This is a genomic window from Nocardia sp. CC227C (assembly GCF_030767025.1).
Classification (GTDB): Bacteria; Actinomycetota; Actinomycetes; order Mycobacteriales; family Mycobacteriaceae; genus Nocardia.
On record NZ_JASITE010000012.1, the window covers coordinates 152767 to 177758 of the forward strand.

Annotated in this window: 21 protein-coding genes and 1 tRNA gene; 18 read left to right on the forward strand and 4 right to left on the reverse strand. The window is 71.9% G+C overall.

Features of this window, described 5'->3' with window-relative positions; translation table 11 throughout:
- Positions 1 to 43 precede the first annotated feature (43 nt).
- The 11 genes from QMO76_RS24025 to QMO76_RS24075 all read left to right on the forward strand — a co-directional run bounded on the left by QMO76_RS24025 (position 44) and on the right by QMO76_RS24075 (position 14495).
- The gene (locus QMO76_RS24025) at positions 44 to 1447 is read left to right on the forward strand and encodes a hypothetical protein (protein WP_306363584.1); all 1404 of its coding nucleotides are present in this window, start codon (positions 44 to 46) and stop codon (positions 1445 to 1447) included.
- Between the two features lie 28 nt (positions 1448 to 1475).
- Positions 1476 to 2279: a hypothetical protein gene (locus QMO76_RS24030; RefSeq protein WP_306363585.1), complete on the forward strand. Its 804-nt coding sequence runs from the start codon at positions 1476 to 1478 to the stop codon at positions 2277 to 2279.
- A 6-nt stretch (positions 2280 to 2285) separates the two neighbouring features.
- Positions 2286 to 3113: a hypothetical protein gene (locus tag QMO76_RS24035; RefSeq protein ID WP_306363586.1), complete on the forward strand. Its 828-nt coding sequence runs from the start codon at positions 2286 to 2288 to the stop codon at positions 3111 to 3113.
- The gene (locus QMO76_RS24040) at positions 3110 to 3736 is read left to right on the forward strand and encodes a hypothetical protein (RefSeq protein ID WP_306363587.1); all 627 of its coding nucleotides are present in this window, start codon (positions 3110 to 3112) and stop codon (positions 3734 to 3736) included. Before QMO76_RS24035 ends, QMO76_RS24040 begins: the two co-directional genes overlap by 4 nt.
- A gap of 46 nt (positions 3737 to 3782) precedes the next feature.
- Positions 3783 to 5438, forward strand: coding sequence for a cutinase family protein (locus QMO76_RS24045; protein WP_306363588.1), 1656 nt, complete (start codon positions 3783 to 3785; stop codon positions 5436 to 5438).
- Positions 5435 to 7183 carry a hypothetical protein gene (locus QMO76_RS24050; RefSeq protein ID WP_306363589.1) on the forward strand — a complete coding sequence of 583 codons (1749 nt, stop codon included), beginning with the start codon at positions 5435 to 5437 and terminating at the stop codon, positions 7181 to 7183. The genes QMO76_RS24045 and QMO76_RS24050 overlap by 4 nt, the downstream gene beginning before the upstream one ends.
- A gap of 115 nt (positions 7184 to 7298) precedes the next feature.
- Positions 7299 to 7374, forward strand: a tRNA-Gly gene (locus QMO76_RS24055).
- A 157-nt stretch (positions 7375 to 7531) separates the two neighbouring features.
- Positions 7532 to 7813 (forward strand): hypothetical protein, encoded by a 282-nt coding sequence (locus tag QMO76_RS24060; RefSeq protein ID WP_306363590.1) that lies wholly within the window; start codon positions 7532 to 7534, stop codon positions 7811 to 7813.
- Between the two features lie 126 nt (positions 7814 to 7939).
- The gene (locus QMO76_RS24065) at positions 7940 to 9109 is read left to right on the forward strand and encodes a sigma factor-like helix-turn-helix DNA-binding protein (protein ID WP_306363591.1); all 1170 of its coding nucleotides are present in this window, start codon (positions 7940 to 7942) and stop codon (positions 9107 to 9109) included.
- A 77-nt stretch (positions 9110 to 9186) separates the two neighbouring features.
- Positions 9187 to 9894 carry a hypothetical protein gene (locus QMO76_RS24070; protein WP_306363592.1) on the forward strand — a complete coding sequence of 236 codons (708 nt, stop codon included), beginning with the start codon at positions 9187 to 9189 and terminating at the stop codon, positions 9892 to 9894.
- Entirely contained in the window at positions 9894 to 14495 is a 4602-nt protein-coding gene (locus QMO76_RS24075) for a cation-translocating P-type ATPase (RefSeq protein WP_306363593.1), read from the forward strand. Before QMO76_RS24070 ends, QMO76_RS24075 begins: the two co-directional genes overlap by 1 nt.
- A gap of 47 nt (positions 14496 to 14542) precedes the next feature.
- On the opposite strand, the gene QMO76_RS24080 is transcribed toward QMO76_RS24075, so the two are convergent.
- Positions 14543 to 15388: a hypothetical protein gene (locus tag QMO76_RS24080; RefSeq protein ID WP_306363594.1), complete on the reverse strand. Its 846-nt coding sequence runs from the start codon at positions 15386 to 15388 to the stop codon at positions 14543 to 14545.
- A 397-nt stretch (positions 15389 to 15785) separates the two neighbouring features.
- Between QMO76_RS24080 and QMO76_RS24085 the strand changes: the two genes are divergently transcribed.
- Positions 15786 to 16328: a GNAT family N-acetyltransferase gene (locus QMO76_RS24085; RefSeq protein ID WP_306363595.1), complete on the forward strand. Its 543-nt coding sequence runs from the start codon at positions 15786 to 15788 to the stop codon at positions 16326 to 16328.
- 6 nt (positions 16329 to 16334) lie between these two features.
- Here the strand turns inward: QMO76_RS24085 and QMO76_RS24090 are convergent, their stop codons facing one another.
- Complete coding sequence (locus QMO76_RS24090) at positions 16335 to 17189, reverse strand: alpha/beta fold hydrolase (RefSeq protein WP_306363596.1); 855 nt, start codon at positions 17187 to 17189, stop codon at positions 16335 to 16337.
- Positions 17190 to 17335: 146 nt separating this feature from the next.
- Between QMO76_RS24090 and QMO76_RS24095 the strand changes: the two genes are divergently transcribed.
- From QMO76_RS24095 to QMO76_RS24105, 3 genes are all read left to right on the forward strand, one after another.
- Positions 17336 to 18223, forward strand: coding sequence for an ABC transporter ATP-binding protein (locus tag QMO76_RS24095; protein WP_306363597.1), 888 nt, complete (start codon positions 17336 to 17338; stop codon positions 18221 to 18223).
- Positions 18224 to 18259: 36 nt separating this feature from the next.
- Complete coding sequence (locus tag QMO76_RS24100) at positions 18260 to 19039, forward strand: ABC transporter permease subunit (RefSeq protein WP_306363598.1); 780 nt, start codon at positions 18260 to 18262, stop codon at positions 19037 to 19039.
- A 70-nt stretch (positions 19040 to 19109) separates the two neighbouring features.
- Positions 19110 to 19607: a GbsR/MarR family transcriptional regulator gene (locus tag QMO76_RS24105; protein WP_306363599.1), complete on the forward strand. Its 498-nt coding sequence runs from the start codon at positions 19110 to 19112 to the stop codon at positions 19605 to 19607.
- 25 nt (positions 19608 to 19632) lie between these two features.
- Here the strand turns inward: QMO76_RS24105 and QMO76_RS24110 are convergent, their stop codons facing one another.
- Complete coding sequence (locus tag QMO76_RS24110) at positions 19633 to 20277, reverse strand: TetR/AcrR family transcriptional regulator (RefSeq protein ID WP_306363600.1); 645 nt, start codon at positions 20275 to 20277, stop codon at positions 19633 to 19635.
- A 160-nt stretch (positions 20278 to 20437) separates the two neighbouring features.
- On the opposite strand from QMO76_RS24110, the gene QMO76_RS24115 reads away from it, so the two are divergent.
- A complete protein-coding gene (locus QMO76_RS24115) occupies positions 20438 to 21391 on the forward strand; it encodes an oxygenase MpaB family protein (RefSeq protein WP_306363601.1) in 954 nt (317 codons plus the stop codon).
- 34 nt (positions 21392 to 21425) lie between these two features.
- Here QMO76_RS24115 and zapE read toward each other — a convergent pair whose 3' ends face one another.
- Entirely contained in the window at positions 21426 to 22448 is a 1023-nt protein-coding gene (gene zapE, locus QMO76_RS24120) for a cell division protein ZapE (RefSeq protein WP_306363602.1), read from the reverse strand.
- 35 nt (positions 22449 to 22483) lie between these two features.
- On the opposite strand from zapE, the gene QMO76_RS24125 reads away from it, so the two are divergent.
- Positions 22484 to 23257: a pyrimidine reductase family protein gene (locus tag QMO76_RS24125; protein ID WP_306363603.1), complete on the forward strand. Its 774-nt coding sequence runs from the start codon at positions 22484 to 22486 to the stop codon at positions 23255 to 23257.
- 86 nt (positions 23258 to 23343) lie between these two features.
- Entirely contained in the window at positions 23344 to 24903 is a 1560-nt protein-coding gene (locus QMO76_RS24130; protein WP_306363604.1) for an alpha/beta hydrolase, read from the forward strand.
- Positions 24904 to 24992: the final 89 nt, after the last annotated feature.

A 24992-nucleotide genomic window follows, 5' to 3' on the forward strand; every position in this document is an offset into this window, starting at 1 on the left:
TGTGCGGTCGGTGCGACACCCGCCGCGAACAAGGGGATCCGGAATGACCGCTAGACGCACGTTGACCGCTCTCTCCGTCCTGCCCGTGGTGCTCGCCGCAGGACACGGCGTGGCAGGGGCGGCCCCGGGACAGCCCGGACTCGCGGTGCCCGGCGAGGGACAGCCGGGACTCACCCAGCCACCCCAGGTGCCCGCCACCCCGCCGACGCCCAGTCCGGCGGACTGGATTCCGGACCCGCCCCCACCCCCGGCCCGGCCCCGGCCGCAGCAGCAGGTGCAGCCGAATATAGACACCCTGGTGCAGCCGCCGAACCAGCGCGAGCAGCCCGCCGAACCCGAGGCCGAACCCGCGCAGCCCGCACCGGAGACGCCCTACATCCCGGAGAATCCGCACCAGTTGCGGCTCGGCACCGGCATTGTCGACCTGCCCGAATGGGTGGACGTGAAGACCCGTGACAAGGCGCAGGCGTATGCCGACTGGGCGGAATGGCAGATCGCCGCCGCCTACGACGGCATGGGTTTCTCGCGCGAGGAATCCGACCGCATGGCCGCCACCAGTTCGATGGGCGCGCTGCTCGGCGCCGGTACGGCGGGCGCGCTCGCCCCGGCCGTGCTGGTGCCGATCGGCTGCGGTGTCGGCGCGGCCGTCGGCGCGCTGGCCGGTGCCGCGATCGGCGGCATCCCCACCGCCGGAGTCGGCGCTCCGGCCGGTGCGATCGTCGGCGGTATCGCGGGATGCGTCGGCGGCGGATCGCTCGGCGGCATGGTGAGCGTGCCCCTGGTGGTCGGCGGCGGCGCGCTGGCGGCACTCGCGGGTGGCGCGCTGAGCGGCGGCGACTCGACCGAACCACCACCCCCGCTGCCCGTGGACCAGCCCACGGCGACCCCGGTCGCGGCCCCCGCCCCGGCACCCCTCGTCCACATTCCCGGCGTCCTGACCATCGGGGCACCGGTCATCCCGGGCATCACCCCCGCCACCGCACCAGCGCCGGGCACGGACGCCGCCCCGCTCATCGACATCCCCGGCGTCGCGACCATTGCCGCACCGGTCATTCCAGGCATCACTACCGCGGGTCCACCCGCCACGCCGACGGCCGCACCCGCCCCGCTCATCGACATCCCCGGCGTCGCGACGATCGCCGCACCGGTCATTCCCGGCATCACCCCCGCCGCCACGCCGGCACCGGCACCAGCCCCCGCACCGGTCGCGGAGCCCGCGTGGGAGCCCGCGCCGGTCGCGGCTCCGCAGTACGCCGAGCCGGTCGCACAGGTGACCGCGCAGGCGGTGGATACGGCCGCGGCGGTGGAGGAGTCCGGGCCGGTGGGCGCGGCGGTGGTCGGCGGGCTGCGGGATGCGGTGGCGGCCATGCCGCCGCTGGCCCCGGAACTCGGGCCCGCCGCCGATGTCATCAATGGCGTGGTGTCGGCCTTCCAAGCGCCGCGCTGAGTGACGACGACCGATTGGAGTGATGTCGGTGTCCGAACGGCGCGATGCCTCGATGCCGCGGGCGACCATGCCCGCGCTGTCCCCGGAGAGCGCGGGGGCGGATCATCCGGCGAGCCCGGATGCGGCCCCGTGGTCACGGTGGCTAGAAGCCGATGACGTCCACCGCGGCGTGCACCGCATGCCGGACGCGAACGACTACGACCGCGAGGATCTTTCGTCGGATCTGCGGGCCGAGGACCCCATGGCCCCGCTCGTCGAGGAGGCGCGGCGGCGCAGCCTCGCCACCCGACGCCGACAGCGGATGATCGTGCGCTCGGCCCTGGTCGCCGCGGCGCTGGCGCTGGTCACCGTGGTCGCGGCCGGAGCCTGGCTGTTCACCGGCGAGGAAACGCACACGGCCGCAACGCCGTCCACACCACGGCAGCCCGACGCGGCGGCACCGGCGGCCGACGCCACCGACTCCTGGTGTCAGGAGTCGGTCACCCCCGAGCGGGTGGTGGGCGCGGGTGCGGGCGATGTCACGACCGCCCCCGGCGTCATCCTGCGCCTCGAACACGCCTGGTACGTCCAGCGCGATCCCGCCGCCGTGCGCGCCCTGCTCGCCCCGGACGCCCGGGTGGCCCCGGAGAGCGCCACCCGCGAGGCCATCGCCGCGGTCCCGGCGGGCACCCGGCACTGCGTCACCGTCTCGCCGCTGCCCGCGGGGCGCTGGCTGGTCAGCGTGGACGAGCGGCATCCGGGCGGGGAGCAGGCGTCCTGGCAGCAGGTCGTCACCACCGCGCAGCGAGACGGGCGGATACTCATCACCGCGATCGTCGCCGCGGAAGGGTAGTGCCCCATGACCTCCGAGGCGGTGGAGCTGTCGGTCACGGCGACGCCCGGCGCGCCGACCGACCCGGTTCCACTGCGCGGCGGTCAGGGTCGCCTGGTGCGCGCCGCCCTGCCCTCGGTCTTGGTGCTCGGCACGGCGGGCTCCTCGGGTGCGTCCACCACCGCGCTCGGTCTGGCCGCCGCCGCGGTGGCCGAGAGCGACGGACAGGTGTGGCCGATCGTGGTGGACGCCACCCTCGGCGGCGGGGATGTCGGCCTGCGCGGCTGTGATGCCGCCGCACCCGTGAGCACCCTGCAGGGCTGGCTGAACACCCCGCATCCCGAACTCGCCTCCACCCTGCTCGCCTGCACCGGCCACACCGCCACCGGCGTGCGGGTGCTCCCCCGCGGCCCGGATCCGCTGCCGCGCCGGGAAACCCTGGTCTCGGTGACGCGCCACCTCGAGACCGCCGGACTGCTCGCGGTGCTGGACGCGGGCGCGCCGGTCACCAGCCGCCTGGCGGCACCGCTGCTCTCCGACCCCAGGGTGGGGCTGGTGATCACGGTCGCGGCCCGACCCGACGCGGTCAACCGGCTGCGACCGGCGCTGCGCTGGCTCGACGAGCAGTACAGCGAATTCCTCATCGGCGACGCGGTGATCGTGCTGACCGAACAGGTGCAGGGCGCCGGACAGGCGTCCATCGACCATGTGCGCACCTATCTCGGCAGTTGGGTGCGGGATGTGGTGACGGTGCCGTTCGACGGGCATCTGGCCGAGGGCGGCGTGATCTCGTGGCACCGGCTGGCGGCCCCGACGCGTGACGCGTACCTGAGCCTGCTGGGGGTGCTGCGGTGAACGACTGGCCGCCCGTACCCATGTGGCACCGCTCGGTGCCGGTCCCGCCGGGGCGCCCGCCGCTGGTGTGGCTGGTCGGCGTGCACGGCGGCGCCGGGGTGACCAGTCTGGCGGCGAGTATGAACTGGGCCGGGGACGCTGGCCGGCGCTGGCCGGGCCGGATCGGACTGCTGCACGATATGGATTCGCCGCTGGTGGTGCTGGTGGCGCGCACCCATATGAGCGGGGTCAACGCCCTCGAATACGCGCTGCTCTCCCATCAGAACGAGGCGACACCGGCGGGCAGTCACCTGGTCGGGGTGGTCACGGTCGCCGATTCCGCTCGCCCGCTGCCGGAGGCGGTGACGCGCCGGCGGCAGGCGGTGGAGGCGCGCGCCGTCGATATGGGCGCGCGGGCGTGGCGGCTGAACTGGATCGAGCCGTGGCGCGAACTCGAGCCACATCGGATGCCGGTCTGGGATCCGGCCGCCGTGCGCAATCCGGTGGACGAGGGCGATGCGACACGCACTCCCCCGCAACCGGTTCGGCAGCTCGCCGAGCAGATCTTCCTGGCCGCCCGCGACGCGGGCATGGAGCTCACCGCGCCCGCGGAGCGGGAGTCCGGACACCGCGACACCGGCTGAACACCGGGTGCGGCACCCACCGCCGAACCACGAGGAGGATCGAACATTGCTGTCCTGGGCAAGAATTCGACACTCGGCTGTCCTCGCGACCGCCGTCAGCGTTATCGCGGCGGTGGGGATCGGCGGCGCGTCCGCCGCACCGACCGACCAGCAGCCACCCATCGAGACCTGTCCGGCGCTGTTCGCGCTCGGCATCCAGGGCACCGGGCAGTCCTCACCGGACGCCGCGGTGACCACCGACACCGGCATGCTGTCCACCGTCTTCCGGCCCATGCTGGCCGCCGCGCCCGACGAGGGCCTCGTCGCCCGCGCGTACGTGCCCTACGATTCCTCGTTCGGCGGAGCCACCTCCGCCAATGAGACGCCGTACGCGACATCGGTGAGCGGCGGGCTCGGCACGCTGAAATCCATGGCGCGTTCGGTGCTGGACCGCTGCGAGCACACCCGCATCGCCGTCACCGGGTATTCCCAAGGGGCCCACGTGGCTTCGCTGTTCGCGCAGGAGGTCGGCGCGGGGAAGGGCGCGATTCCGGCGGACAGGGTCGCGGCGGTGGCGCTGTTCGGCGACCCCACCCGCAATCCGGGCGCGCCGCTGTTCCCGGGATCGCCGGGCAAGGTGACGCCCGACGCGGTGCCCGGCACCGGCGGAGACGCGCTGTCACGGATCACCGCGCAGCCCGCGCAGGTGGCCTACGGCGGCGGGATCGGGCCGGAGCGGGATGTGGCCGCCAATTTCGGGGCGCTCACGGGGCGGGTGGCGAGCTTCTGCGCCTCCGGTGATCTCGCCTGCGATGTGCCCGAGGACGCGGCGCTGCTGAAGGTGGTCGCCAATATCGCCGGGCAGGTGAAGCTTTCCGGCGGTGATCCGATCGGGTCGCTCATGTCGATCGGGCAGGCGCTGGCGTTCACCTCCGTCAAGACCGTGACCAATGTGGTGAACGACGATGTTTCGGGCACCTCGCTGAGCAATCTGCGGATCTCACCGCAGAAGTCCATTTCCCAGCGACTGGCCGAAGCGTCGGATCCACGCAACCCGGTGAACGTCCCGGACGCGTTCCAGGCGTTGCTGAAACTCGGGACCATCGCCATCAACACCGTGGTGACCGTGGTGCGCAGCGTGCTGACGCCGGGCAATATCGCGGAGATCGCCACCGCCGGACTGGCAAATCCGCTCGCGGGGCTGGCGGTGCTGGGCGCCAAGGTGGTCGGCGCGGTCACCCAGCTGGTGCCGCCGACCACCATCGACAACCTGGTCACCGAGGCGTTCGAGGCGGTGGTGGAGAACCTCCAGGACAACAAGGACCTGTTCGACGCCAACACCTGGGTGCGGTACTGGCAGACCGCGCAGAAGCACGACTACTCCAATCCGCAGGGCAGCGACTTCGGCGACAGCCCGGCGCAATTCGTGGGCCAGTGGTTCGCGGCGCTCGCCCACGACCTCGCCGGGGTGCACGACTACGGCGGCGCCCCCGAGGGCGGCAGCGACCGGCCCGACGGCGGCTTCGACTTCGCACCCAGCACCACCAGCACGCCGTCCACCGCCCCCGGCGGCCAGTTCCCGCTCGGCGAGCCGGGCGACGCGACCACCGCCCCGAACACCAGCCCCTCCCCGCTCTTCGCACCCACCGCCCCGACCACGAATCCCGCCGGTTCCGGCGGCTTCCCCCTCGCCTCCCCCGCGCAACCACAGGTCATCCCATGAGCACCATCGACACCTCCCCCACTGACGGCGGGTACTCCGGCAGCTGGGCCGACTGGATCGGCGAAAGCCTCGGCGCGCCAGCACCTCCGGACCGCCGCGTCCCCCGCCGCGAGAGCGGGGCACCCGCGCGAAGCCGCCGAGGTGACGACCGCGCCGGATTCGCCGACGCACCGGGCGGATACGGCGATGACGGGTTCGACGCCGCCGCGACACCGGACGTCGGCCCCGAAGCCGACCGCTACATCCGAATGGACGACGAATACGACTTCGACGACGAGGGCGGCGACTACGACGACCTACCCGGCTGGGACGACCGCCTGGCGGGCCTGACGAGACAGCGCGCCCGCCTCGTCGACGACGAGGACGACCTCGAGCCGGACCCGGACTACTCCGGCGGTACCGACCATGCTGCCGTCCGGTCCGACCCGCAGTCGTCCGCCGCGGTGGGATCCGCGGCGTGGCGGCGGGACCGGACGGCACGGCCCCACCCGTTCCCGTCGGCCGATCCGCACTGGATGCCCGAGCCGCCGACCGCACCCCCCGCCGTGGCGCACGCGCGGTCCGGCGGAGCCGCACGGGCGCATCGGGATTCGGCCGGGGACGACACGACCGTTGGACCGGTGCACGGCGCCGACGCTCGGCCGGACCACGACACGGGTATTCCTCCGGAGCATGACACCGCGGATCACGACGCAGGCGCTGGAAGTCGGTTCGCCACAGGCGCTCCTCCGGACTACGACACGGACAACCGATCGGGAGGCGGCTCGCCTACTCGATTCGAGGAGGACGGGGAGACGCGGCCGGGCTACGGCGCGGGCACGCGAGAGGGGACTGCCGCACACGGGTACGACGCGGGTACGCCGTCGGGACGCGACGAGGGGACATGGCCGGGAGACGAGGGGATGCGGGCGGCATCCGATGCGGGCAGCCGGTCGGCATATGGACACACCGCGCGGTCGGCGTACCGGCCGGGTACGCGGAGTGAGGTCGCCGCGCGGTCGCGGGCGGAGGCGGCGGCGGCCCTGGCTCGGCTGCATCGGACGTCCGGGGGAACGCGGCGGCGGTCGGTAGCGAATCGTGAGCCGTGGTCGCTGCGGGAGCGGATGTGGGATTCGCGGGAGCGGTGGGCGGCGCCGCTGCTCGGTGTGCTCGCGGTGTGTGCCGTAGCGGCGGCGGTGCTGGTGCAGGTGAACAAGTCGAGTGAGCCTGCGCCCGCGGCGGCGCCGACCGTGGTGCCCGCGACGTCGGCGGGCTCGGCGGGCTCGGAGGGCTCGGAGGGCTCGGGCTCGGAGGCTCCCGAATCGCCGGTGGCGTCCTCGAACGACGCGACGGCACCGGTCGGCGCGGCCACGCCCGAATGTCCGGCGGAGGTCAAGGGCGAGCATGTGCGCGGGAACGGTCCGGGCGGCACCCGGACGGGTCCGGACGCGATTCTGGCGTTGCAGCACGCCTACTACGTGGCGCGGTCGGGGGCGTTGGCCCGGGAACTGGTCGCGGCCGACGCGGCGGTGCCCTCGGCGGCCGACATCCAGGCCGGGATCGACACCATTCCGCCGCTGACCACGCACTGCGTGCAGATCTCACCGGGCGCGTTCTCCGGCCAGTACATCGTGATCGTCACCGAGTTCCGCCCGGACGCGTCCCGGCGGATCTGGAGCCCGCAATTGGTCATGACCACCACGGCCGCGGACCGCACGCTCATCAACGCCGTCATCCCGCTACCCGACGACGCCACACCCCGCTGAACGTGGCGGAAACCCGCAGAGGCCCACTCCGGTACGGGCGTTTTGGAGTTCCGGCCGGGTGTGGGCTAGTGTTCTCTCTCGCACGCCGCAGGGCACAAGCCCCGGTGCGCGACATGCGGATGTAGCGCAGCTGGTAGCGCATCACCTTGCCAAGGTGAGGGTCGCGGGTTCGAATCCCGTCATCCGCTCCACGGCGGCCCCGGCACGATCACTCGTGCCGGGGCTTTCGTCATACCCACCATATCCGACATTCCGGACACCGCGATGCCCCCTGAAAGCCGGTCGCGCGCAGTAGTTCTCGGGCACATTCACAGCCACTTCGCGGCCGTTTCGCGGTACCGTCGGAGGGTGACGATCATCAGCGCCCTGGCCGACACCGTGCTCGCCCAGATCGGGAATCCGACTCCCGAAACGCCGCCCGCGGCGGACAAACTCATGAAGCTGGTGCGGTATTTCACCTGGTTCGTGCTGTTGTCCGGCGTCCTGGGCATCACCTACGCGGGCGGTCGGTTCGCCTGGGAGAAATGGACCGGTGGCGGACTGGCGTCACCGAAGATGGTGGCCGGAGCCATGATCGGCGGCGTCATCGCCACCAGTGCGGGCACCATCATGAACGCCGCCATCGGCTGATCCGGGAGCGGATGGCCGGACACGGGTCCCGGTCGGCACGGATTGTCGGTGCTCGACGCTAATCTCGTCGAACAGACTGGCGAAGATGTCGACAGCACGGACAGTGGGGCCGCGGTGACGAGAAGTGTGAGGAGTGCGAGCGGACTGCTCGACAGCCGGGACAGCGTGACCTTCGGGCTCGAGGACGTCAACGAGGTCGTCGCCGTCATGGTGGACGAGCAGGCCGAGGAACGGCCGCGCGACCGGGAGCTCATCACCTGCCGACTCGGACTCGACGGGGAGAGCCCGGAAACGCTGACCCTGCTGGGCGCGCGGTTGGGGGTGTCGCGGGATCGAGCGCGGCAGTTGTACACGCGCGCAGTCGGGCAGATGGTGCGGCGCGTGCAGGGCACCGGACATCCGGATACGGCCGTCTTCGCCGAGCGGTATCCGGTGGGACTGGGTGACGAGCGGCTGGTGCGCACGCTGCTGGCCGAAACCTATGCCACCGACAGCGATATCGCCGCGCAGGACTGGGCGTATCTGAAGCTGCGGCTGGCGGGGCACGACCTCCAGGATTCGAAACGATTGGCCGGATTCGTCTTTCAGCGCATCGCGGGCTGGCAGCAGAAGGGGCGCTGGCATCTGCTGCCCGCCGCCAAACCGGAGGAGGTGCCGGCCGGGATCTGGAATCCGTGGCTGCGGCGGGTGGAGTGGGCCGACAGCACACCCGAGGAGCTGCCCGACGGCCCGGCCGACCGCCTCGACTTCGACGACGACGGGCGCGGCACCATGTTCGCCGAGAAACTCGGGCGCGAGGTGACCTTCGATACCGGATTGCAGGCGCGGCTGCTGCGCATGCTGGACGGCAGCGAACGCGTCGAGTCGTTCCAGGAGTGTCCCGGTGCGGTCGAATACGAACTCGACGGAGCCCAGCGGGTGCACCACCCGAGTGTCGCGGTGCGCTTCGCCGACGGGCGCGTGGTGCTCATCGACGTGATTCCGCTCGGGCACGTGGCGGTGCACGCCAATCGGGCCAAGGCGACGGCCGGGCGCGGGTACGCGCACACCCGTGGTTGGGGCTGGCTGGTGTGGACGGGCGGTCAGTCCGGGGTCGCCGACCTGATGCGGCGGCAGGTCGACGCGCGCACCGAGAACATCCTCCGCAACCGGCTCGCCGACGGACCGGTCGATTGGGCGGAGCTACGCCGGATTCGGGAGGAAACCGGACTGGAACTCCTGGATTTCGCCGCCCTGGTGCTGAAGCACGGATGGCGTTGGGACCGTGGGCCGTTCCGGCTGAGCCGCGAATCCTGATCTTCCGCCGGAACGTTTGCCTTCCCGTTCCCGGGCTACGTCCATGACATCGCCAACGACCATTCTCGGGATCAGTCATGGGCATTGTTTCAGCTACGACGAAGGTATTGGGCAATACGGCGTCCACGGCCACCTCGGCGGTCACCGCCACGGTGGGCGCCCTCGGCGGCGCGGTGGTGGGAGCCACCGCGGGCGCGGCGCGCGGCGCGGTCCAGGGCGCGTACTCCGGCGCGCGTTCCGGCGTCAGCACGCCGACGGCGGTGGTCCTCGGGGCGACCGCCGCGGGCGTGATCGGGCTCGTCGAATGGCCGCTGGCCCTGGGGGCGGGCACCGCCGCGGGCGCGGTGTACCTGGTGAACCGCGCCCGGCGACACGACGGGTCGGACCGGCAGGCGGGCCGCGAGCACGCGGACGACACCGGCGACCGCCGGGACGACAGCGCCGCAGCGACAGGCAGCGCCGCAGCGGCTGATTCGGCTGCCGGGGCCGACAATGCGACCGGCTCCCGGCGCAAGTCCGGAACGCGCAAGGCGGAAGCCGGAGCGGGGTCCGTCGGTACGAAGAGCACCCGGCGGGCCGGTGCGGCGAGGCAGGCCGACGGAGCGGATGCGGACGACAGCGGGTCCGCGGCGAGTAAGCCCCAGCGGGCGGCGCGCCGGTCCGGCGGTGCGGAAGGCGCGCGCCGGAAGTCGCCCACGCGTTCCACCGCCCGCGAGACCACCACCCGCAAATCGGCCGCCCGCAAGACCACCGCCCGCGAGACCACGACGGAGACCGCACGCTGATGCCCGGATTGCGATCGATCGCCACCGCGCCGCTGCGGATTCCCATGCTCGGAGCCACGGCGGCGGTCACCCTGGTGGGCCGTCCCGCCGTCGCGGCGGCACGGGGGACGCGCCACCTGCTGGAACCGGTGCTGCCGGATGTGGTGAACGAGTTCACCGACGATGTCACCCGGGACCTCGAGGCCCTGTTCGACCCGCGCCCACGGCAGCGGCGACGGCATCTGGCGGTCCGGGGCGACCGGATACACGCCGAGGTCAGGGGGTTGCACTCCGAACAGGCCGACCGGGTCGCGAAAGCGGTGTCCGAACGGCTCGACCGCACCGACGGGGTGCACTGGCACCGGGTGAACGAGGCGCTCGGGCGGGTGACGGTCGCGGTGGACCGGGAAGCGATCACCACGGCGCGGCTGGAGGAGATCCTGGTCGACGCCGAACGCGCCGCGGGAACCGATACCGCGGCCTGGAGCCAAGTCGTCGACGACACCTCCGAACGCGAACCCGTGCTGGCGGCGGCCGTCCAATTGGCCGGTGATCTCGTCGGCATCGGCGTGGCGGTGGCGCGCTCGGCGCTGCCCGGCTCGACGCCCGCACACCTGCTGCGCGGGGGTGTCTCCTTCGTCGACGGCCAGCCGTCGGCGCGCGCGCTGCTGGAACGGCATCTGGGCCGCGACCGCACCGACACCCTGCTCACCACCGGCAGCGCGCTCGGGCAGGCGCTGGACGGACATCTCGCCAGCCTCGTCGCCGACAGCCTGCAACGCACCGTGCGCCTGGTCGAAGCCGCCGCACGGTACGCGCAGTGGCAGCGCTGGGACGATCTGATCGCGGGGGCGGACCAACCCGGCGTCCACCGCTACCGCCCGCCCGAACTCCGTCCGGTGCCGATGCCGCCCGGTCCCGTCGAACGCTGCACCGAACAGGTGTCGACGGGTTCGGCCCTGGTCTCCTTCACCTCCCTCGCCGGGAGCCGGGGCTTGTCGGACGCGGCCGACGCGCTCGCCGCGGGCGTGCCCAAGGCCGCACGCGCGAGCCGCGAGACCTTCGCGGGCGCCCTGGCCACCATCATGGCCATGCAGGGGGTGCTGACCATCGATGCGGTGCTCTGGCGGCGGCTCGACCGAGCCTCCGCCCTGGTGGTGGACCGCCACGCGGTGCGCGGCGACCGGCCGGTGGTGCTGTCCGCCGAAACCGGCAACCCCGACTGGTCCACCGAGCACGTGTGGAGCGCCGCGCAGCGGCTGCTCTGGCGCGACGGCCCCGACCTGCCCATTCCCCCGCCCCGCTCCCGCCATCGCGAGAATCTCACCCTCACACCGGAGCAGGGTGGGCCGCGGGAGGATCCCGAGTCGGGGCCGATCGGGAAGCACGCGGACACCGATGAGGGCGAACCGGTCTGGTACGAGTTGCGCGACGGACAGGCCGTCGCGGGACGGGTGCTGGTCGGCTGGGAACTGCATCCCGAAGCGATCGGACTGCTGGCCGCCGCGCGCAAGGCCGGATTGCGAGTGGTCCTCATCGGCGACGAGTCCACGGCCGAACTGCGGCGCAGCGCGGACGAATTCGTGACCGCGGGTGGATCGACCACCGCGCTGGTGCGGCGATTGCAGCGGCAGGGCCACGTGGTCGCCATGCTGAGCGGCAATGCGCACCGGGCGTTGGCCGCGGCCGATCTCGGGATCGGGCTCGCGCACCGGAACGGCACCCGATCGCGGGTGCCCTGGCAGGCCGGAGTGGTGTGCCCGGATCTGACGTGTGCGCGGCGGATCATCGCCGCGGCCGGACCCGCGCGCGCCGCCAGCGAACGCGGGCGGGTGCTGACCCTGTCGGCCGCCACCCTCAGCGGCCTGCTGCTCGCCTCCGGCCCCACCCGGACACGTCCCGTGGCCGCCACCTCGCCGATTTCGACGGCCGCCCTGCTCGGCTTCGCCACCGGACTGCTCGCGGGCCGCCGTGCCGGGCGCGCCGACCAGGTCACACCGGTACCGCTGGTGCCCTGGCACGCCCTCGAACCCGATGAGGTGCTGGCCCGCCTGCCCGCACCCGAACCCAAGCAGCCGCCACACGGAACCGTCGCCACCGAGGCGCTGAAGCTGGCGCGCTCGCTGGCGCTTCCCACGGAGACCGTCGCCGATCTGGCGCGGCAGGTGCGCCGGGAACTGTCGGATCCGCTGACCCCGCTGCTCGCCGTCGGCGCGGTCGCCTCCGCCCTGCTCGGCTCGCCCACCGACGCGGTGCTGGTGGGCTCGGTGCTCGGCCTCAACGCCGTGGTGTCCGCGCTACAGCGCCGCCGCGCCGGACAGTCCCTGCACCGGCTGCTGGTCGGCGAACGCCTGCTCGCCCGCCTCGTCACCGAGGACGGCGAAACCAACACTTCCGCCGACGAATTGCGGCCCGGCGACGTGATCGCGCTGCGCTCGGGCGATGTGGTGCCCGCCGACGCGCGACTGCTGGAGACCGACGGACTGGAAATGGACGAATCCGGGCTCACCGGCGAATCGGTGACGGTGGACAAGCAGGTCTCCGCGACTCCCGGTGCGGCCCTGGGTGATCGGTCCTGCATGGTGTTCGAGGGCGGCGTCGTGGTCAACGGCAGCGCCCGCGCGGTGGTGGTGGCGGTCGGCTCGGCCACCGAATCCGGCCGCGCCCTCGCCGTGGCCGGGCCACCGCGCACCGCCGGTGTGCAGGCGCATCTGCGCTCGCTGTCCGAGCGGGTGCTGCCGCTCACCCTGGGCGGCGGCAGCCTGGTCACCGCGACCAGCTTCCTGCGCGGACTGCCGCTGCGGCCCGCGCTCGCCGACGGGCTCGCGGTGGCGGTGGCGGCGGTGCCGGAGGGACTGCCGCTGGTCGCGACCGTCGCCCAGCTCGCCGCCACGCGCCGACTGTCGCGGCGCGGGGTGCTGGTGCGTTCCAGCCGCACCATCGAGGCGCTGGGCCGGCTGGACACCGTCTGCTTCGACAAGACCGGCACCCTCACCGCCGGGAAGCTGCATCTGGCCGCGCTCGCCGACCTCGAGGAGTCGTGGGAGACCGACCAGGCCGGTGACACCCCGCAGGCCCGGCGGCTGCTGCGCGCGGCGGCGCGCGCCTGCCCGCACACCGAGGACGGACCGCTGGTGCACGCCACCGACCGCGCGGTGGTGGCGGCCGCGGACGCCACCCTCGGCCCGGACGCGGCGCACACCTGGGATCCCATCGAGGAGATCCCGTTCGAGAGCAATCGCGGGTACGCGGCGGCGGTCGGGCATACCGCCCACCACATCCGGCTCTCGGTCAAGGGCGCGCCCGAGGTGCTGCTGCCGCGCTGCACCCAGGTGCTGCGCGCCAACGGCAGCAGCGGCGGGCGGCGGCGGGTCGAGTTCACCGCCGACGAGCGCGCCGCCGCCGAAGCCCGCATCCAACGGCTCGCCGAACGCGGCCTGCGCGTGCTGGTGGTGGCGCGCCGCGACTTCCCGCGCACCCCCGACGATGTGGCCGACGAGATCGAACAGCTGACCCTGCTCGGTTTCATCGGACTGGCCGACACCCCGCGCCCGCAAACCCGCGATCTGGTGCGGCAGTTGGACCGCACCGGCATCAGAGTGCGCATGATCACCGGCGACCACCCGGTCACCGCCCGCGCCGTCGCCGCGCAGCTCGGCATTCCCGCCGACACCGTGGCCACCGGGGCCGACCTCGACCGGCTGGACGAGGACGCCCAGGCCGAACTCATCGACAGCGCCACCGTTTTCGCCCGGGTGAGCCCGGAACACAAGGTGCGCATCGTCACCGCGCTGCAACGGCGCGACCATGTGGTGGCCATGACCGGGGACGGCAGCAATGACGCCGCCGCCATCCGCACCGCCGATATCGGCATCGGGCTCGCCGCCCGCGGCTCGGTCGCGGCGCGCGAGGCCGCCGACCTCATCATCACCGGCTCCGATGAGATCCGCGACGACGAGCGGCCGGGCGGGATCGACCTCACGGTCCTGCTCACCGCCCTGGTGGAGGGGCGCGGCATGTGGCAGCGGGTTCGCGATGCCATCGGCGTGCTGGTCGGCGGCAATGCCGGTGAGGTCACCTTCACCATGCTGGGCACCCTGCTGTCCGGGCGCGCGCCCATCGGCACCCGGCAGTTCCTGCTGGTCAACCTGCTGACCGACCTCGGCCCGGCAATGGCGGTCGCGCTCTCGGGCACCCGCACCGCCACCGACCGCCTCGACCCCGACGACGCCGGGCACGAACTGCGGCAGCTGCCGAAACCCGAACTCGGCGGTGACTTCCTGCGCGCCGTCGCGGTGCGCGGCGCGTACACCACGGCGGGGGCTGGTGCGGCGTGGATACTGGGCCGCGCCACCGGTCGCCCGAAGCGCGCCGCGACCATGGCGCTGGCCGCGCTGGTCACCACCCAGCTCGGCCAGACCCTCATGATCGGCCGGGACAGTCCGCTGGTCTGGGTCACGGCGGCGGGCAGCACCGCGCTGCTGGCCGCCATCATCATGACGCCGGGGGTGAACTATTTCTTCGGCTGCACCCCGCTGGGTCCGCTGGCGTGGACGATCGTCGCCGGCTGCGCCGTGGCCGGAACCGTCGGCGCGGCGTACACGGGCCGCTCGCTGCACTGAGCGGCCCGCCCGGTCAGTGCGGCATCACGGTCAGTCCGGCATCACGGTCAGTCCAGCACCACGAAGGCCGCCACCAGGAACGTCATGATCACCATGAGCGCGAACCAGGAGATCAGCTGCCAGTGCATCAGGGCTTGGCGCTGACTGCGAACGGTCAGGCGCAGGGTGGCGTCCACGCGGTCGTGGTCGGCGATGCGGCGCTGTGCCAGGGCCAGCTCGTCGGCGTGCTGCTGTGCGGAGGACTCGGCGCGTTCCAGCCGGTGGGTGAGTTTGGCCAGCAGCTTGGACCGGTCGCGGGCGGACTTGCGCGACAGTGCCAGCGCGGTGCGCTGATTCATCAGCTCGCGGCGCTGGCGGGCGATGACCGCCGCCTGAGTGCGCGTGTGACGTTCCCAATCGGCCACTGTGGCCCACCCTCCCGTGTGTTCGTCGCGGTAGCCGTAGGCCACCTCGCCCGCGACCCAGTTCTCGATGAAATCCCTTATTTCCCAAGGCTTGTCGCCCGGCGTCAGCAAACCGCCCGGTCCGGGTGTCAGCTGCCCGCCCACCGCGCGGTAGTCGCAGTCCGCGGGTGCGAAATCCGACAGTCCCAGGGCGGGCAGATGTGCGATCTGCCAGCCGGGCGGGCACAGCCACAGCACCTCGGTGCAGCCCGCCGCCTTCAGCGCGGCGGTGCGGTGACGGGCCCGGGTGAGGTCCGGCACGGCGGCGCACACCTGGATCGCGCACACCCGATCACCCTGCCGCCACAGCACATCCGGGTCCAGTGGGCCGACCGTGCCGTCCACGTGGGCGGTCTCGGCCCCGGCGGCGAGCAGGCGGCCGCGCAGCCAGTACTTGAGCCGCTGCTCGTCCCAGCGGCAGTCGGCGCAGCCGGGGGTGCGGCATTCCACCCCCGGACGGTGGCCCCGCGCATCGGCTTCCGTTCTTCGTGGTGCGACCGGTTCGGGGAGCACGGGGTCGGCCAGAACCACCGACCGCCCGTGCGGAACCTCTACTCGCCTCGTGCTCACACGATCACCGCCCCAAACCACTGCGCCGTGAGCCGCTTCCCATCGGTACGGAAAACCACCAGCCCACGCCGTCTACTTCCAGAGTGCCGCAGGCAGCAGGGCCGTAGGCACGACAGTGACCGCATTCGTTACCCAACCGCTAGGAGTACGTGATCATCGAAGGCCCGAAAAGTAACACCCGCGACCGATGCCCGACATCGACTGCGTGCAAATCCCTTTCGCGACGCAGCCGGAGGCTCGGCCGCGCACCGCCCCGCGCCCGTGCTTCACTGGTCGGATGAGCAGCAATCCCACCGTGACCGTCGAACTCGCGAGCTCGGCGGATGCCACCGCGCTCGCCGAGGTCGCGGCCGTCACCTTCCCGCTGGCCTGCCCGCCGGATGCCGGGGCTGCCGATATCGCCGCCTTCGTCGCCGATGTGCTGTCCCCGCAGCGGTTCGCCGACTATCTCGCCGATCCGACACGCACCGTCCTCGCGGCGGTCGCGGACGGCCGCATCGTCGGCTACAGCCTGCTCGTCGCCGCCGAACCGAACGACCCGGACGTGGCCGCCGCCGTCACACCGCGGCCCGTGACCGAGTTGAGCAAGTTGTACGTGCTGCCCGGCCATCACGGCCACGGCGTCGCCGCCGCCCTCATGGCCGCCTCCCTGGACCGGGCGCGCGTCGCCGCCCACGCGGGCGTCTGGCTGGGCGTCAACCAGCAGAACCAGCGAGCCCAGCGCTTCTACGCCAAGCACGGCTTCCAGGTGGTCGGCACCAAAACCTTCCTCGTCGGCGCGCAGCTGCACAGCGATTTCGTCATGCAGCGGACGTTCTGACCGTTCTCAGCGCCGCGTCAGCAGCGTCTCCAGAATCGGACCCGCGTGCGTCCACAGCAGTGCGCCGCCCGAGTCCGGCACGAGATGGCGGCGGGCGAGGGGCAGCCGCGCGGCGAGGGTCGCGCCGTGGTCGGGCGAATGCGTGGGGTTGGCATCCAGCTCGCCGTACCAGAGATCCACGGGCACGTCGATTGCCGACACGTCGAACGGCCACGGTGACAGGTGCGCGACGGTGTCGTGGACGTATCCTCCGGGCCCCTGCGCGAACCCGTCCGTGAGAGCGCCACGGAAGGCGCTGTCGAATTCGGGGCTGCCGTAGACGGCCCTGTCCACGGGCGGACTCATCTCGACCGACAGGCGCAGCATGGTGTCCGGATCCGCGAAGGCCGCGACCGCGGCCGCGGCCGCCGCCGGATCGTTCGCGGCGAGATCGACGAGATCGCGCACCTGCTCGGGGAGCGCGTCGGTGAACGCCGGATGGGCCAGCTCGTCCCCACCGGAGACGATGGCGACCGCCGTGGCGAGACCGGCGGCGGCACAGGCGAAAGCGAACGGCGCACCCTGGGAGAATCCCACCACCGCGCATCCGGACAAGTCCAGCGCGCGCACGTCCTCCGCCCAGTCGAGCAGGGTGTGGTCCGGAGCGGGCGAGGAGCCGCCGATTCCGGGGCGATCCAACCCGATGAGCCGAATGCCCAGGCGCGCAAGTTCTTCCGTGCCGAAGCCGAGGCGGCGGCCCCAGCCCGCCCCGGCGCAGAAGAGCACCGGGACCCCGTCGGCCGGGCCCCACTCCGACCAGCCCAGGCGGCGGCCGTCCGGCAGTGTCGTCGTACCGAGCCGTTCGGGTTCGAGCAGCAGCATGTATCGGTCCTTTCACGGTCAGCGGGGTCACGGGTCACCGGGACCATTGTGCAGGCGCCCGCCATTGACATATTCACGATGTTCAGTGTTTACTGAACACACCGCACATGCAGAACAGAGCGTAGAGCGGCTACCAAGGAGTGAAGATGACCGTCCCCGCCATTCGCGTCGCCGGGCTGACCAAGCACTACGGCAAGCATGTCGCCCTCACCGACCTTACGCTCGACGTCGCGCCGGGCGAGGTGTTCGGCTTTCTCGGCCCCAACGGCGCGGGCAAATCCACCACCATCCGCATCCTGCTCGACCTGATCCGGCCCACCGCCGGACATGTCGAGATCTTCGGCACCGACCCCCGCGCCGGTGGTGCGGAACTGCGGCGGCGCATCGGCTACCTGCCCGGCGAACTCGCCCTGGAGGGCCGCCATACCGCCCGCGAGCTGCTGGCGTTCTTCGCCGATCAGCACGCCACCGTGCCCGCGGGGCGGATCGAGGAGTTGGCCGGACTGCTGGATCTGGACCTGTCCAAGCGGGTCGGCTCGATGAGCAAGGGCAACAAGCAGAAGGTCGGCATCGTCGCCGCCTTCATGCACTCCCCCGACCTGCTGATCCTCGACGAGCCCACCTCGGGACTGGATCCGCTGTTGCAGCAACGGTTTCTGGAGTTGGTCGGCGAGGCCAAGCGCAACGGGCAGACGGTGTTCATGTCCTCGCACATCCTCAGCGAGGTGCAGCGGACCGCCGACCGCGCCGTCATCATGCGCGCCGGAAAACTGCTCGGCACCGAGAATGTCGAGGAACTGCGCCGCCGCGCCCCGCGCAGCGTCGAAATGGTCTTCGCCGCCGACATTTTCGCCGACGACTTCGAGCGACTGCCGGGGGTGCGCGACCTCGAGGTCGAGGGCCGCAGCCTGCGCTGCACCACCGAGGGCGAGGTGGACGCGTTGTTCAAGACGGCCGCGAAATATCCGATGGTCAGCGTGCTGTCCACCGAACCGGACCTGGAGGAGATGTTCTTCAGCCTGTACGGCCGCTGAACTCCCGACACACTCTCTCACGCAAAGGAATTCACCATGACCCGCTCGGTATTCACGCAGACCCTCGAGGAACAGCGGCGCGGACTGATCGGCTGGTCGATCGCGCTGTTCGCGGTGCCGATGATCTACGTGCCCTCCTATGACACCTTCAAGGAGCAGGGCGCGCTCGACGTCGAGGGCGGCGGCTTCTACGACGCCCTCGGCATGGACGACTTCGGCACGGCCACCGGCTATCTGGAGTCGACCATGTTCGCGCTGATGGGGCCGCTGCTGCTGCTCATCTTCGCGATCACCTTCGCCACCCGCACGGCCGCCCAGGAGGACAGCGGCACCCTGGACCTGCTGTTGGCCCAGCCCGTCGGCCGCGCCAACCTGCTGCTGCAGCGGTGCGCGGCGCTCGCCGCGCAGATCGCCGTCGCGGTCACCGTCTTCGGCCTCGCGGTACTGGCCGGGGCGGCGAGCGCCGACATGGGCGTCCCGGCGGGCAATATCCTCGCCGCCGTCGCCGGGCTGGGGCTGCTGGCCCTGACCGTGGGCGCCATCACGCTGCTCGCCGGGGCGGTCACCGGACATCGCGGGACCGCGCTCGCGGTGGCGGCGCTGGTCGCGGTGCTGGGATATCTCGCCAACAACCTGGGCGGGATGGTCGACGGCGCGCAGTGGCTGCGCAGGCTCTCGCCCTTCTATTACGCGAGCGGCGATTCACCGCTGGTGAACGGCTGGAACATCGGCTACCTCGCGGTACTGGCGGTGGTCGTCGCCGTCGCGGTGGGACTGTCGCTGGCCGCCTTCGATCGGCGCGACCTCGCGGTCTAGTCCCGAACGCGGGGCGGGTTCGGTGAACCCGCCCCGCACAGTCGTCTCCGACGAAAGGAATACTCGTCCCATGACCAGCGCCGCCGAATCGAATACCGCCCCCACCGACGCCCAGCTGGCCTTCGTGGAGGATTTCGCGCTCGTCCTGGAGCGGATGGGACTGGTCCGCATGGTCGGCCGCACCGTCGGCTGGTTGCTGGTTTGCGATCCGCCCGAGCAGACGTTCAATCAGATCGCCGAGGCGCTGCGGGCCTCCAAGGGATCGATCTCCAGTTCGCTCAAGACGCTCACCACCATGGGCTGGGTGGACAAGGTCGGCAAACCGGGTGACCGACGCGACTACTACTCCGTGCGCCCGGGCATCCTGCCCGAACTCACCCGACAGCAGGCCGGAATGTACGACGGCCTGACCGCGACCACCGCGCGCGGTCTCGCCCTGTTCGACGATCCGGACGGCGAGGACGCGGCGCGGGTGCGCGATATGCACGAGTTCTTCGTGTGGATGAGCAAGGAGTTGCCCGCCCTGCTGGATCGGTGGGATGCCGAACACGGGCGCGGCACACGGTAATTCGGCCACACACCGCGATCGGATCTCACGCCGCGCCGCCGAGCAGACCGACGATGGAGCGCACGAACTCGTCGAGGCGCTCCCTCGGATACTCCGCCGGTTCGCTCACCGCGAGGCGGCCCAGCATCTCGGCGATGGTGAGCAGGGAATTGGCGAGCAGCCCGGAATCCACGCTCGCCCAACGGGAGTCGAGCGCCGCACCCATGCGGATGAGCGCCTCCGCCTGATCGAAGATGCCCGTGCGCGAACTGCGCAGGGCCGCACGGTATTCCTCGGGCGCGCTGCCCGGGGAGGTGAGGACCAGCCGCCAGCGGGTCGGATACTCCAGCACCACGCCGACGAAGGCGGCCACCGTCGAGGAGGCCGCCACCACCGGATCCATGCCGACCAGGTCGGTGGGCAGGGTGTCGGCGACCTGTTCGAGACCGCGTTCACGTTCCCGCTCCAGCAGCGCCTCCACCAGTTCGGCTCGGGTCTTGAAGACCGTGTACAGCACCGGTTTGGCCACACCCGCCTGCTGCGCGACGGCCTCCATGCTGAGTTCGTGCAGTTCGACTCGGCCGAGAACCGCGTAGGCGGCATCGAGCAGTTGGGCGCGGCGCTGCTCGGGAGGCAGTCGCGGCGCGTAGCGGCGGCGCGGGCGGTCGGTCCCGGCGCGGGAATTCGTCACGGCCAGCTCACCTCCATTCGACCATCGTGTCAGCCGCGGCCCGGATCGGGAAAACGGCCGTCGGCACAAATCCTACGGCACCGTTGTATTCGCCGCCCACAATTGCTACGGTGGCGTTGTATTCGCCGTCAGGCGCAGCGCGCAACGAGGGAGCAGCCGCATGGCCTTCGATCCGACCACCCTCCGCAGGGACGACTACGGGTTCTTCGGCCCCGATTCGCTGAGCTGGAAGATCTGGACCGCGCCCACCGCGGTCATCGGCTTCCAGCGGGCGGTCGTCCTGGAACACTTCGACCCGTTCCTGACCGCGGCCGTCGCCGACGCCCGGGGCATCTACACCGATCCGCGCAGTCGGCTGGACAACACGTTCTCGTACTTCCTGCTCGCGGCGATCGGCGACGGACGCACCGCCGTCCAGGCATCCGAACACCTCATGCGGGTGCACGCGTCCATGACCGGCATCGAACCCATCAGCGGGCAGCGCTACAGCGCCAACAGCCCCGAAACCCAGCTGTGGATACACATCACCGGCTGGCATTCGGTGCTCAAGGCGTACGAGGTCTACGGCCCCGGCCCGCTCACCCCCGAGGAAGACGAGCGGTACTGGGCCGAATGCGCCGTCGCCGCCGAACTCCAGACCTGCAAACCCGAGGACGTGCCGCGCAATCGCGCCGAGGTGCGCGAGTACTACGCGCGGGTGCGCCCGCGGCTGTGCACCTCCGAGGCCGCGGCCGAGGGCATGCGGCATCTGCTGTGGACATCCAGGAAGAACGGCGCGGGCATCACCTACGCGCTGGGCAGCAGACTGCTGTCGCTCGCCTCCGCGCCCATCACCCCGAAGTGGATGCGCCGACTCGGCGGATACGACTACCCGGCGCCGGTGGATCTCGCCGTCCGCCCCGCGGCGAAGCTCCTGGTCCGGCTGTTCGCGCTGTTCAACTCGTTCGGGCTCATCAAGGCCGCCCCGCTCATCGCGCCGATGGCGGGACAGATCCTCGCCCAGCACGTGCAGAACGAGCCGCCGACCACACCGGAGACCATCACCCCGGCCCGTGCGCGGGAGCTGTACAGCCTGCGCGGCGACCGGCCGCGCGCGGTGGCCGACGCCGGTTAGGCACCTGCGGGCTCCCGCCCGGTGAGCGCCCGCCTCAGGACGCGGCCGGGGCCTCGAAGCGCGACAGCGCCAGCAGGCGTGAGATGGCGCGCAGGTACTTCTTGCGGTAGCCGCCGTCCAGCATCTCCGGGGAGAAGATCTGATCCAGCTTGGCGCCCGAGACCGTCACCGGGATACCGGCGTCGTAGAGGCGGTCGGCCAGCACCACGATGCGCAGCGCCACCGCCTGATCGGTCACCGTGTGCACCCCGGAGATGTAGACCGCCGCGATGCCGTGGATCAGCGCGCCGTAGCGCGACGGGTGCAGGGTGCTCAGGTGCTTGCACAGCTGATCGAATTCGTCGAGCGTGGAATCCGGTGTGGCGGTGGCCTTCTCGGCCAGCCGTTCGGGGGCGGTCGGCTCCGGGGCGGGCGGCAGGTCACGGTGGCGGTAGTCGGGTCCGTCCACGCGCACGGCCTCGAACAGCGAACCCAGCTTCTTGATCTCGCGCAGGAAGTCCTGGGCGGCGAAGCGGCCCTCGCCCAGTTGCCCCGGCAGGGTGTTGGAGGTGGCGGCCACCGAGACGCCGCGCGCGGTCAGCTCGGTCAGCAGGCGCGAGACCAGCATGGTGTCGCCCGGATCGTCGAGTTCGAATTCGTCGATGCACAGCACGCTGTTGGCCGCGAGCCGTTCCACGGCGTTGTTGAAGCCCAGCGCGCCGACCAGGTTGGTGACCTCGCCGAAGGTGCCGAAGGACTTCGGGGCGGGCACGCTGTGGAAGATCGAGGCCAGCAGGTGGGTCTTGCCGACGCCGAAGCCGCCGTCGAGGTACAGGCCCACGCCCTGTACCGGTTTCTTCTTGCCGAACAGGCCCTTCTTGTCGGCGGCCTTGCGCACCTTGGTGACCTGGGCGGCGAACTCCTCGGCCGTGCGCACGGCGGCGGCCTGGGTCGGCTCGGCGGGGTCCGGGATGTAGGAGGCGAAGCTCACCTCGTCGAAGGTGGGCGGCGGCACCATCTGGGCGACGAGCTGATCTGCCGGAACCTCCGGGTGGCGATCGACGAGGCGTTGTTGCACCCGCGTAGCGTACTGACGTGGTGTGATGGACAGTCATGCAGCGTATCCCCAATGTGACCCAGCTCGCAGCCGTCGGCGACGACCAACTGGTTGGGATGTACGCCTATCCGGTACGACCGGATCGGCCGTGGATACGCGTCAACTTCGTCACCAGCATCGACGGCGCGGCCACCCTGGACGGACGATCCGGCGGACTGGCCACGCCCGCCGACAAACGGGTTTTCCACCTGCTGCGTGACCTCGCCGACGTGGTGCTGGTGGGCGCGGGCACCGCCCGCGCCGAGAACTACGGGGCCGCCCACACCGACGAACGGCTGCGAATCCGGCTGCACCACCACGGCTTCGGCGGCCACCCGGACGGCGCACCGCCCCGCATCGCCGTGGTCACCGCCAGCGCGGCGCTCGACCCCACCGGCCGCCTGTTCACCGACACCGGCGCGCATCCGCTCATCCTCACCACCGCCGACGCGCCCGCCGACCGCAAGAAGGCCCTCACCGACGCCGGAGCCGAGATCGTCGAAGCGGGCGAGACCGCCTGTACCGCAGACGGTATCCGCACCGCCCTGAGCGAGCGCGGCTTCCGCCGGGTGCTGTGCGAGGGCGGCCCCGCGCTGTTCGGCGACCTCATCGAGGCCGAGGCCGTGGACGACCTCTGCCTCACCGTGACGCCCCTGCTGGTGGGCGGAACCGGACGGCGGATCGCGTTGTCCCCCAACGCCATGCCGACACCCATGTCGTGCCGGCATCTGCTGCTCGCGGACGACGGCACCATGCTCACCCGCTGGGAACGCGCCCACCCGCACGGCTGAGGCTCCCAACCTCCCGAGCACGGCGGCGCACCGGCCGCCCCCACCCATTGCTGAAACCGGCCGCCGGACCTGGCAGGCTGTAGCGCATGCGCTGGACTCGGGCCGCTCTGCTGGCGTCGACACTTTCGATCCTGGTGACCACCGGCTGTGGAGCCGGGCCGTCGGACCGCCCCGACGTCGCGGTCGAACGGCCGCGCCAGGCCGGGGAGGTGCGGACCTCCACCGAACCCACCCCGCCCCCGGCACCCGAGGTGCCGAAAACCGAGCTGGCATGGCGGGATTGCACCGTCCCCACCTTCAATCTGCTGTCGCTGGGCGCGCCGCCCGCCGGACTCGTCCTGGAATGCGCCGAATACTCCACGCAGGTGGACGCCACCGGCGGCGTGGGCGGCAACTTCCAGACCGCGGCCATGCGCGCCCGCTACGACCGCACCCCCGCCGACGCCGCGCCACTGGTGCTGACCTCGGGTTCCGATCGGGCCTCCACGGCCACGCTGGCGGCCTTCGCGGCGGGCGGTGCCGGGGCGCTGCTGAGCGCCCGGCCCGTGGTGGCCGTGGACCGGCGCGGCATCGGCAGTTCCGAACCCATCGACTGCGTGGGCGGCGATATCCGGCAGCGACTGCTCGACCAGGCCCAATTCGGCCCCGGGGCAAGCGATCCGGTGGCGGCGGTGGCGGGGCTGAGCCAGGACGCCACCATCTCCTGCCAGGACTATCTACAGCCCGGACAGGGCACCTTCGACACCGCGCACGCCGCCGACGACATCGAACAGCTGCGGCGGCAGTGGCAGGTCGAGCACATCGCCCTGCTCGGCACCGGCAGCGGGTCGAGTATCGCGCTGGCCTACGCCCGCAAGTACGGCGACCACCTCGCCCGCCTGGTGCTCGACTCCCCCGAACCGGTCAACACCGATGCCGTCGGCCGGGCCGAACAGCGGGTCAAGGGCGCCGAGGCCGCGCTCAGCGCCTTCGCACAGCGCTGCCGGGCCCTGAACTGCGCGCTGGGCGACGATCCGCGCACGGCCATCACCGATCTCGTGGCGCGGGCCGAGCGCGGCGAGTTCGGTGACCTGTCCGCGTCGGCGCTGGTGACCACGCTCAGCGACATCCTCGGCGATCCGCGCGGGCTGCCGAATCCCGTCGTGACCGAATTCGCCGACGCCCTGGCCGCACTCGGCCGCGGCGATCGCGGACCCATCACGCCGCGGGTGCAGCGGGCCGCCGCGGCCATCGCCAACGACGGCGCGTTCGTGAACCGGTGCAGCGACAGCCAGCAGCCCGCCACCCCGGTGCGGGCCCGCGAGCTGATGGACACCTGGGGCGGCGAGTACCCGGCCTTCGGGCGGGTGGCGGCCATCGACCTCATGCTGTGCTCGGCCTGGCCGGTCGCCACGCCGCAGGCCATGCCGGAGCAGTTCGACCTCGACACGCTGGTGCTGGGCGCGAAGGCCGATCCGGTGGTGGGCGACGAGGGACGGCCCACGGTGACCGGCGCGCTCGCCGCGGCGGGGGCGCGCACCTCCACCGTGGAATGGCAGGGCTGGGGCCATCCGGTGGTCTCGCATTCCGGCTGCGCGCAGCGGGCCGTCGTGGACTACCTGAGGCAGGGCACCCTGCCGGAGAACGGCACCGCCTGCCCGGCCTGAGCCAGATCAGTCGGTCGTCCACTAGAGGGGAGCCGCGCCGGTCAGCGCGGCCACGCCGATGCCCCGCGCGAATGTGCGCTATCGCACGC

Bases quoted from the DNA above. Each gene is read 5' to 3' on its own strand.
- QMO76_RS24025 (WP_306363584.1), top strand. From the start codon at position 44: ATGACCGCTAGACGCACGTTGACCGCTCTCTCCGTCCTGCCCGTGGTG.
- QMO76_RS24035 (WP_306363586.1), top strand. From the start codon at position 2,286: ATGACCTCCGAGGCGGTGGAGCTGTCGGTCACGGCGACGCCCGGCGCG.
- QMO76_RS24050 (WP_306363589.1), top strand. From the start codon at position 5,435: ATGAGCACCATCGACACCTCCCCCACTGACGGCGGGTACTCCGGCAGC.
- QMO76_RS24070 (WP_306363592.1), top strand. From the start codon at position 9,187: ATGGGCATTGTTTCAGCTACGACGAAGGTATTGGGCAATACGGCGTCC.
- QMO76_RS24075 (WP_306363593.1), top strand. From the start codon at position 9,894: ATGCCCGGATTGCGATCGATCGCCACCGCGCCGCTGCGGATTCCCATG.
- QMO76_RS24085 (WP_306363595.1), top strand. From the start codon at position 15,786: ATGAGCAGCAATCCCACCGTGACCGTCGAACTCGCGAGCTCGGCGGAT.
- QMO76_RS24090 (WP_306363596.1), bottom strand. From the start codon at position 17,189: ATGCTGCTGCTCGAACCCGAACGGCTCGGTACGACGACACTGCCGGAC.
- QMO76_RS24095 (WP_306363597.1), top strand. From the start codon at position 17,336: ATGACCGTCCCCGCCATTCGCGTCGCCGGGCTGACCAAGCACTACGGC.
- QMO76_RS24100 (WP_306363598.1), top strand. From the start codon at position 18,260: ATGACCCGCTCGGTATTCACGCAGACCCTCGAGGAACAGCGGCGCGGA.
- QMO76_RS24105 (WP_306363599.1), top strand. From the start codon at position 19,110: ATGACCAGCGCCGCCGAATCGAATACCGCCCCCACCGACGCCCAGCTG.
- QMO76_RS24115 (WP_306363601.1), top strand. From the start codon at position 20,438: ATGGCCTTCGATCCGACCACCCTCCGCAGGGACGACTACGGGTTCTTC.
- QMO76_RS24125 (WP_306363603.1), top strand. From the start codon at position 22,484: ATGCAGCGTATCCCCAATGTGACCCAGCTCGCAGCCGTCGGCGACGAC.
- QMO76_RS24130 (WP_306363604.1), top strand. From the start codon at position 23,344: ATGCGCTGGACTCGGGCCGCTCTGCTGGCGTCGACACTTTCGATCCTG.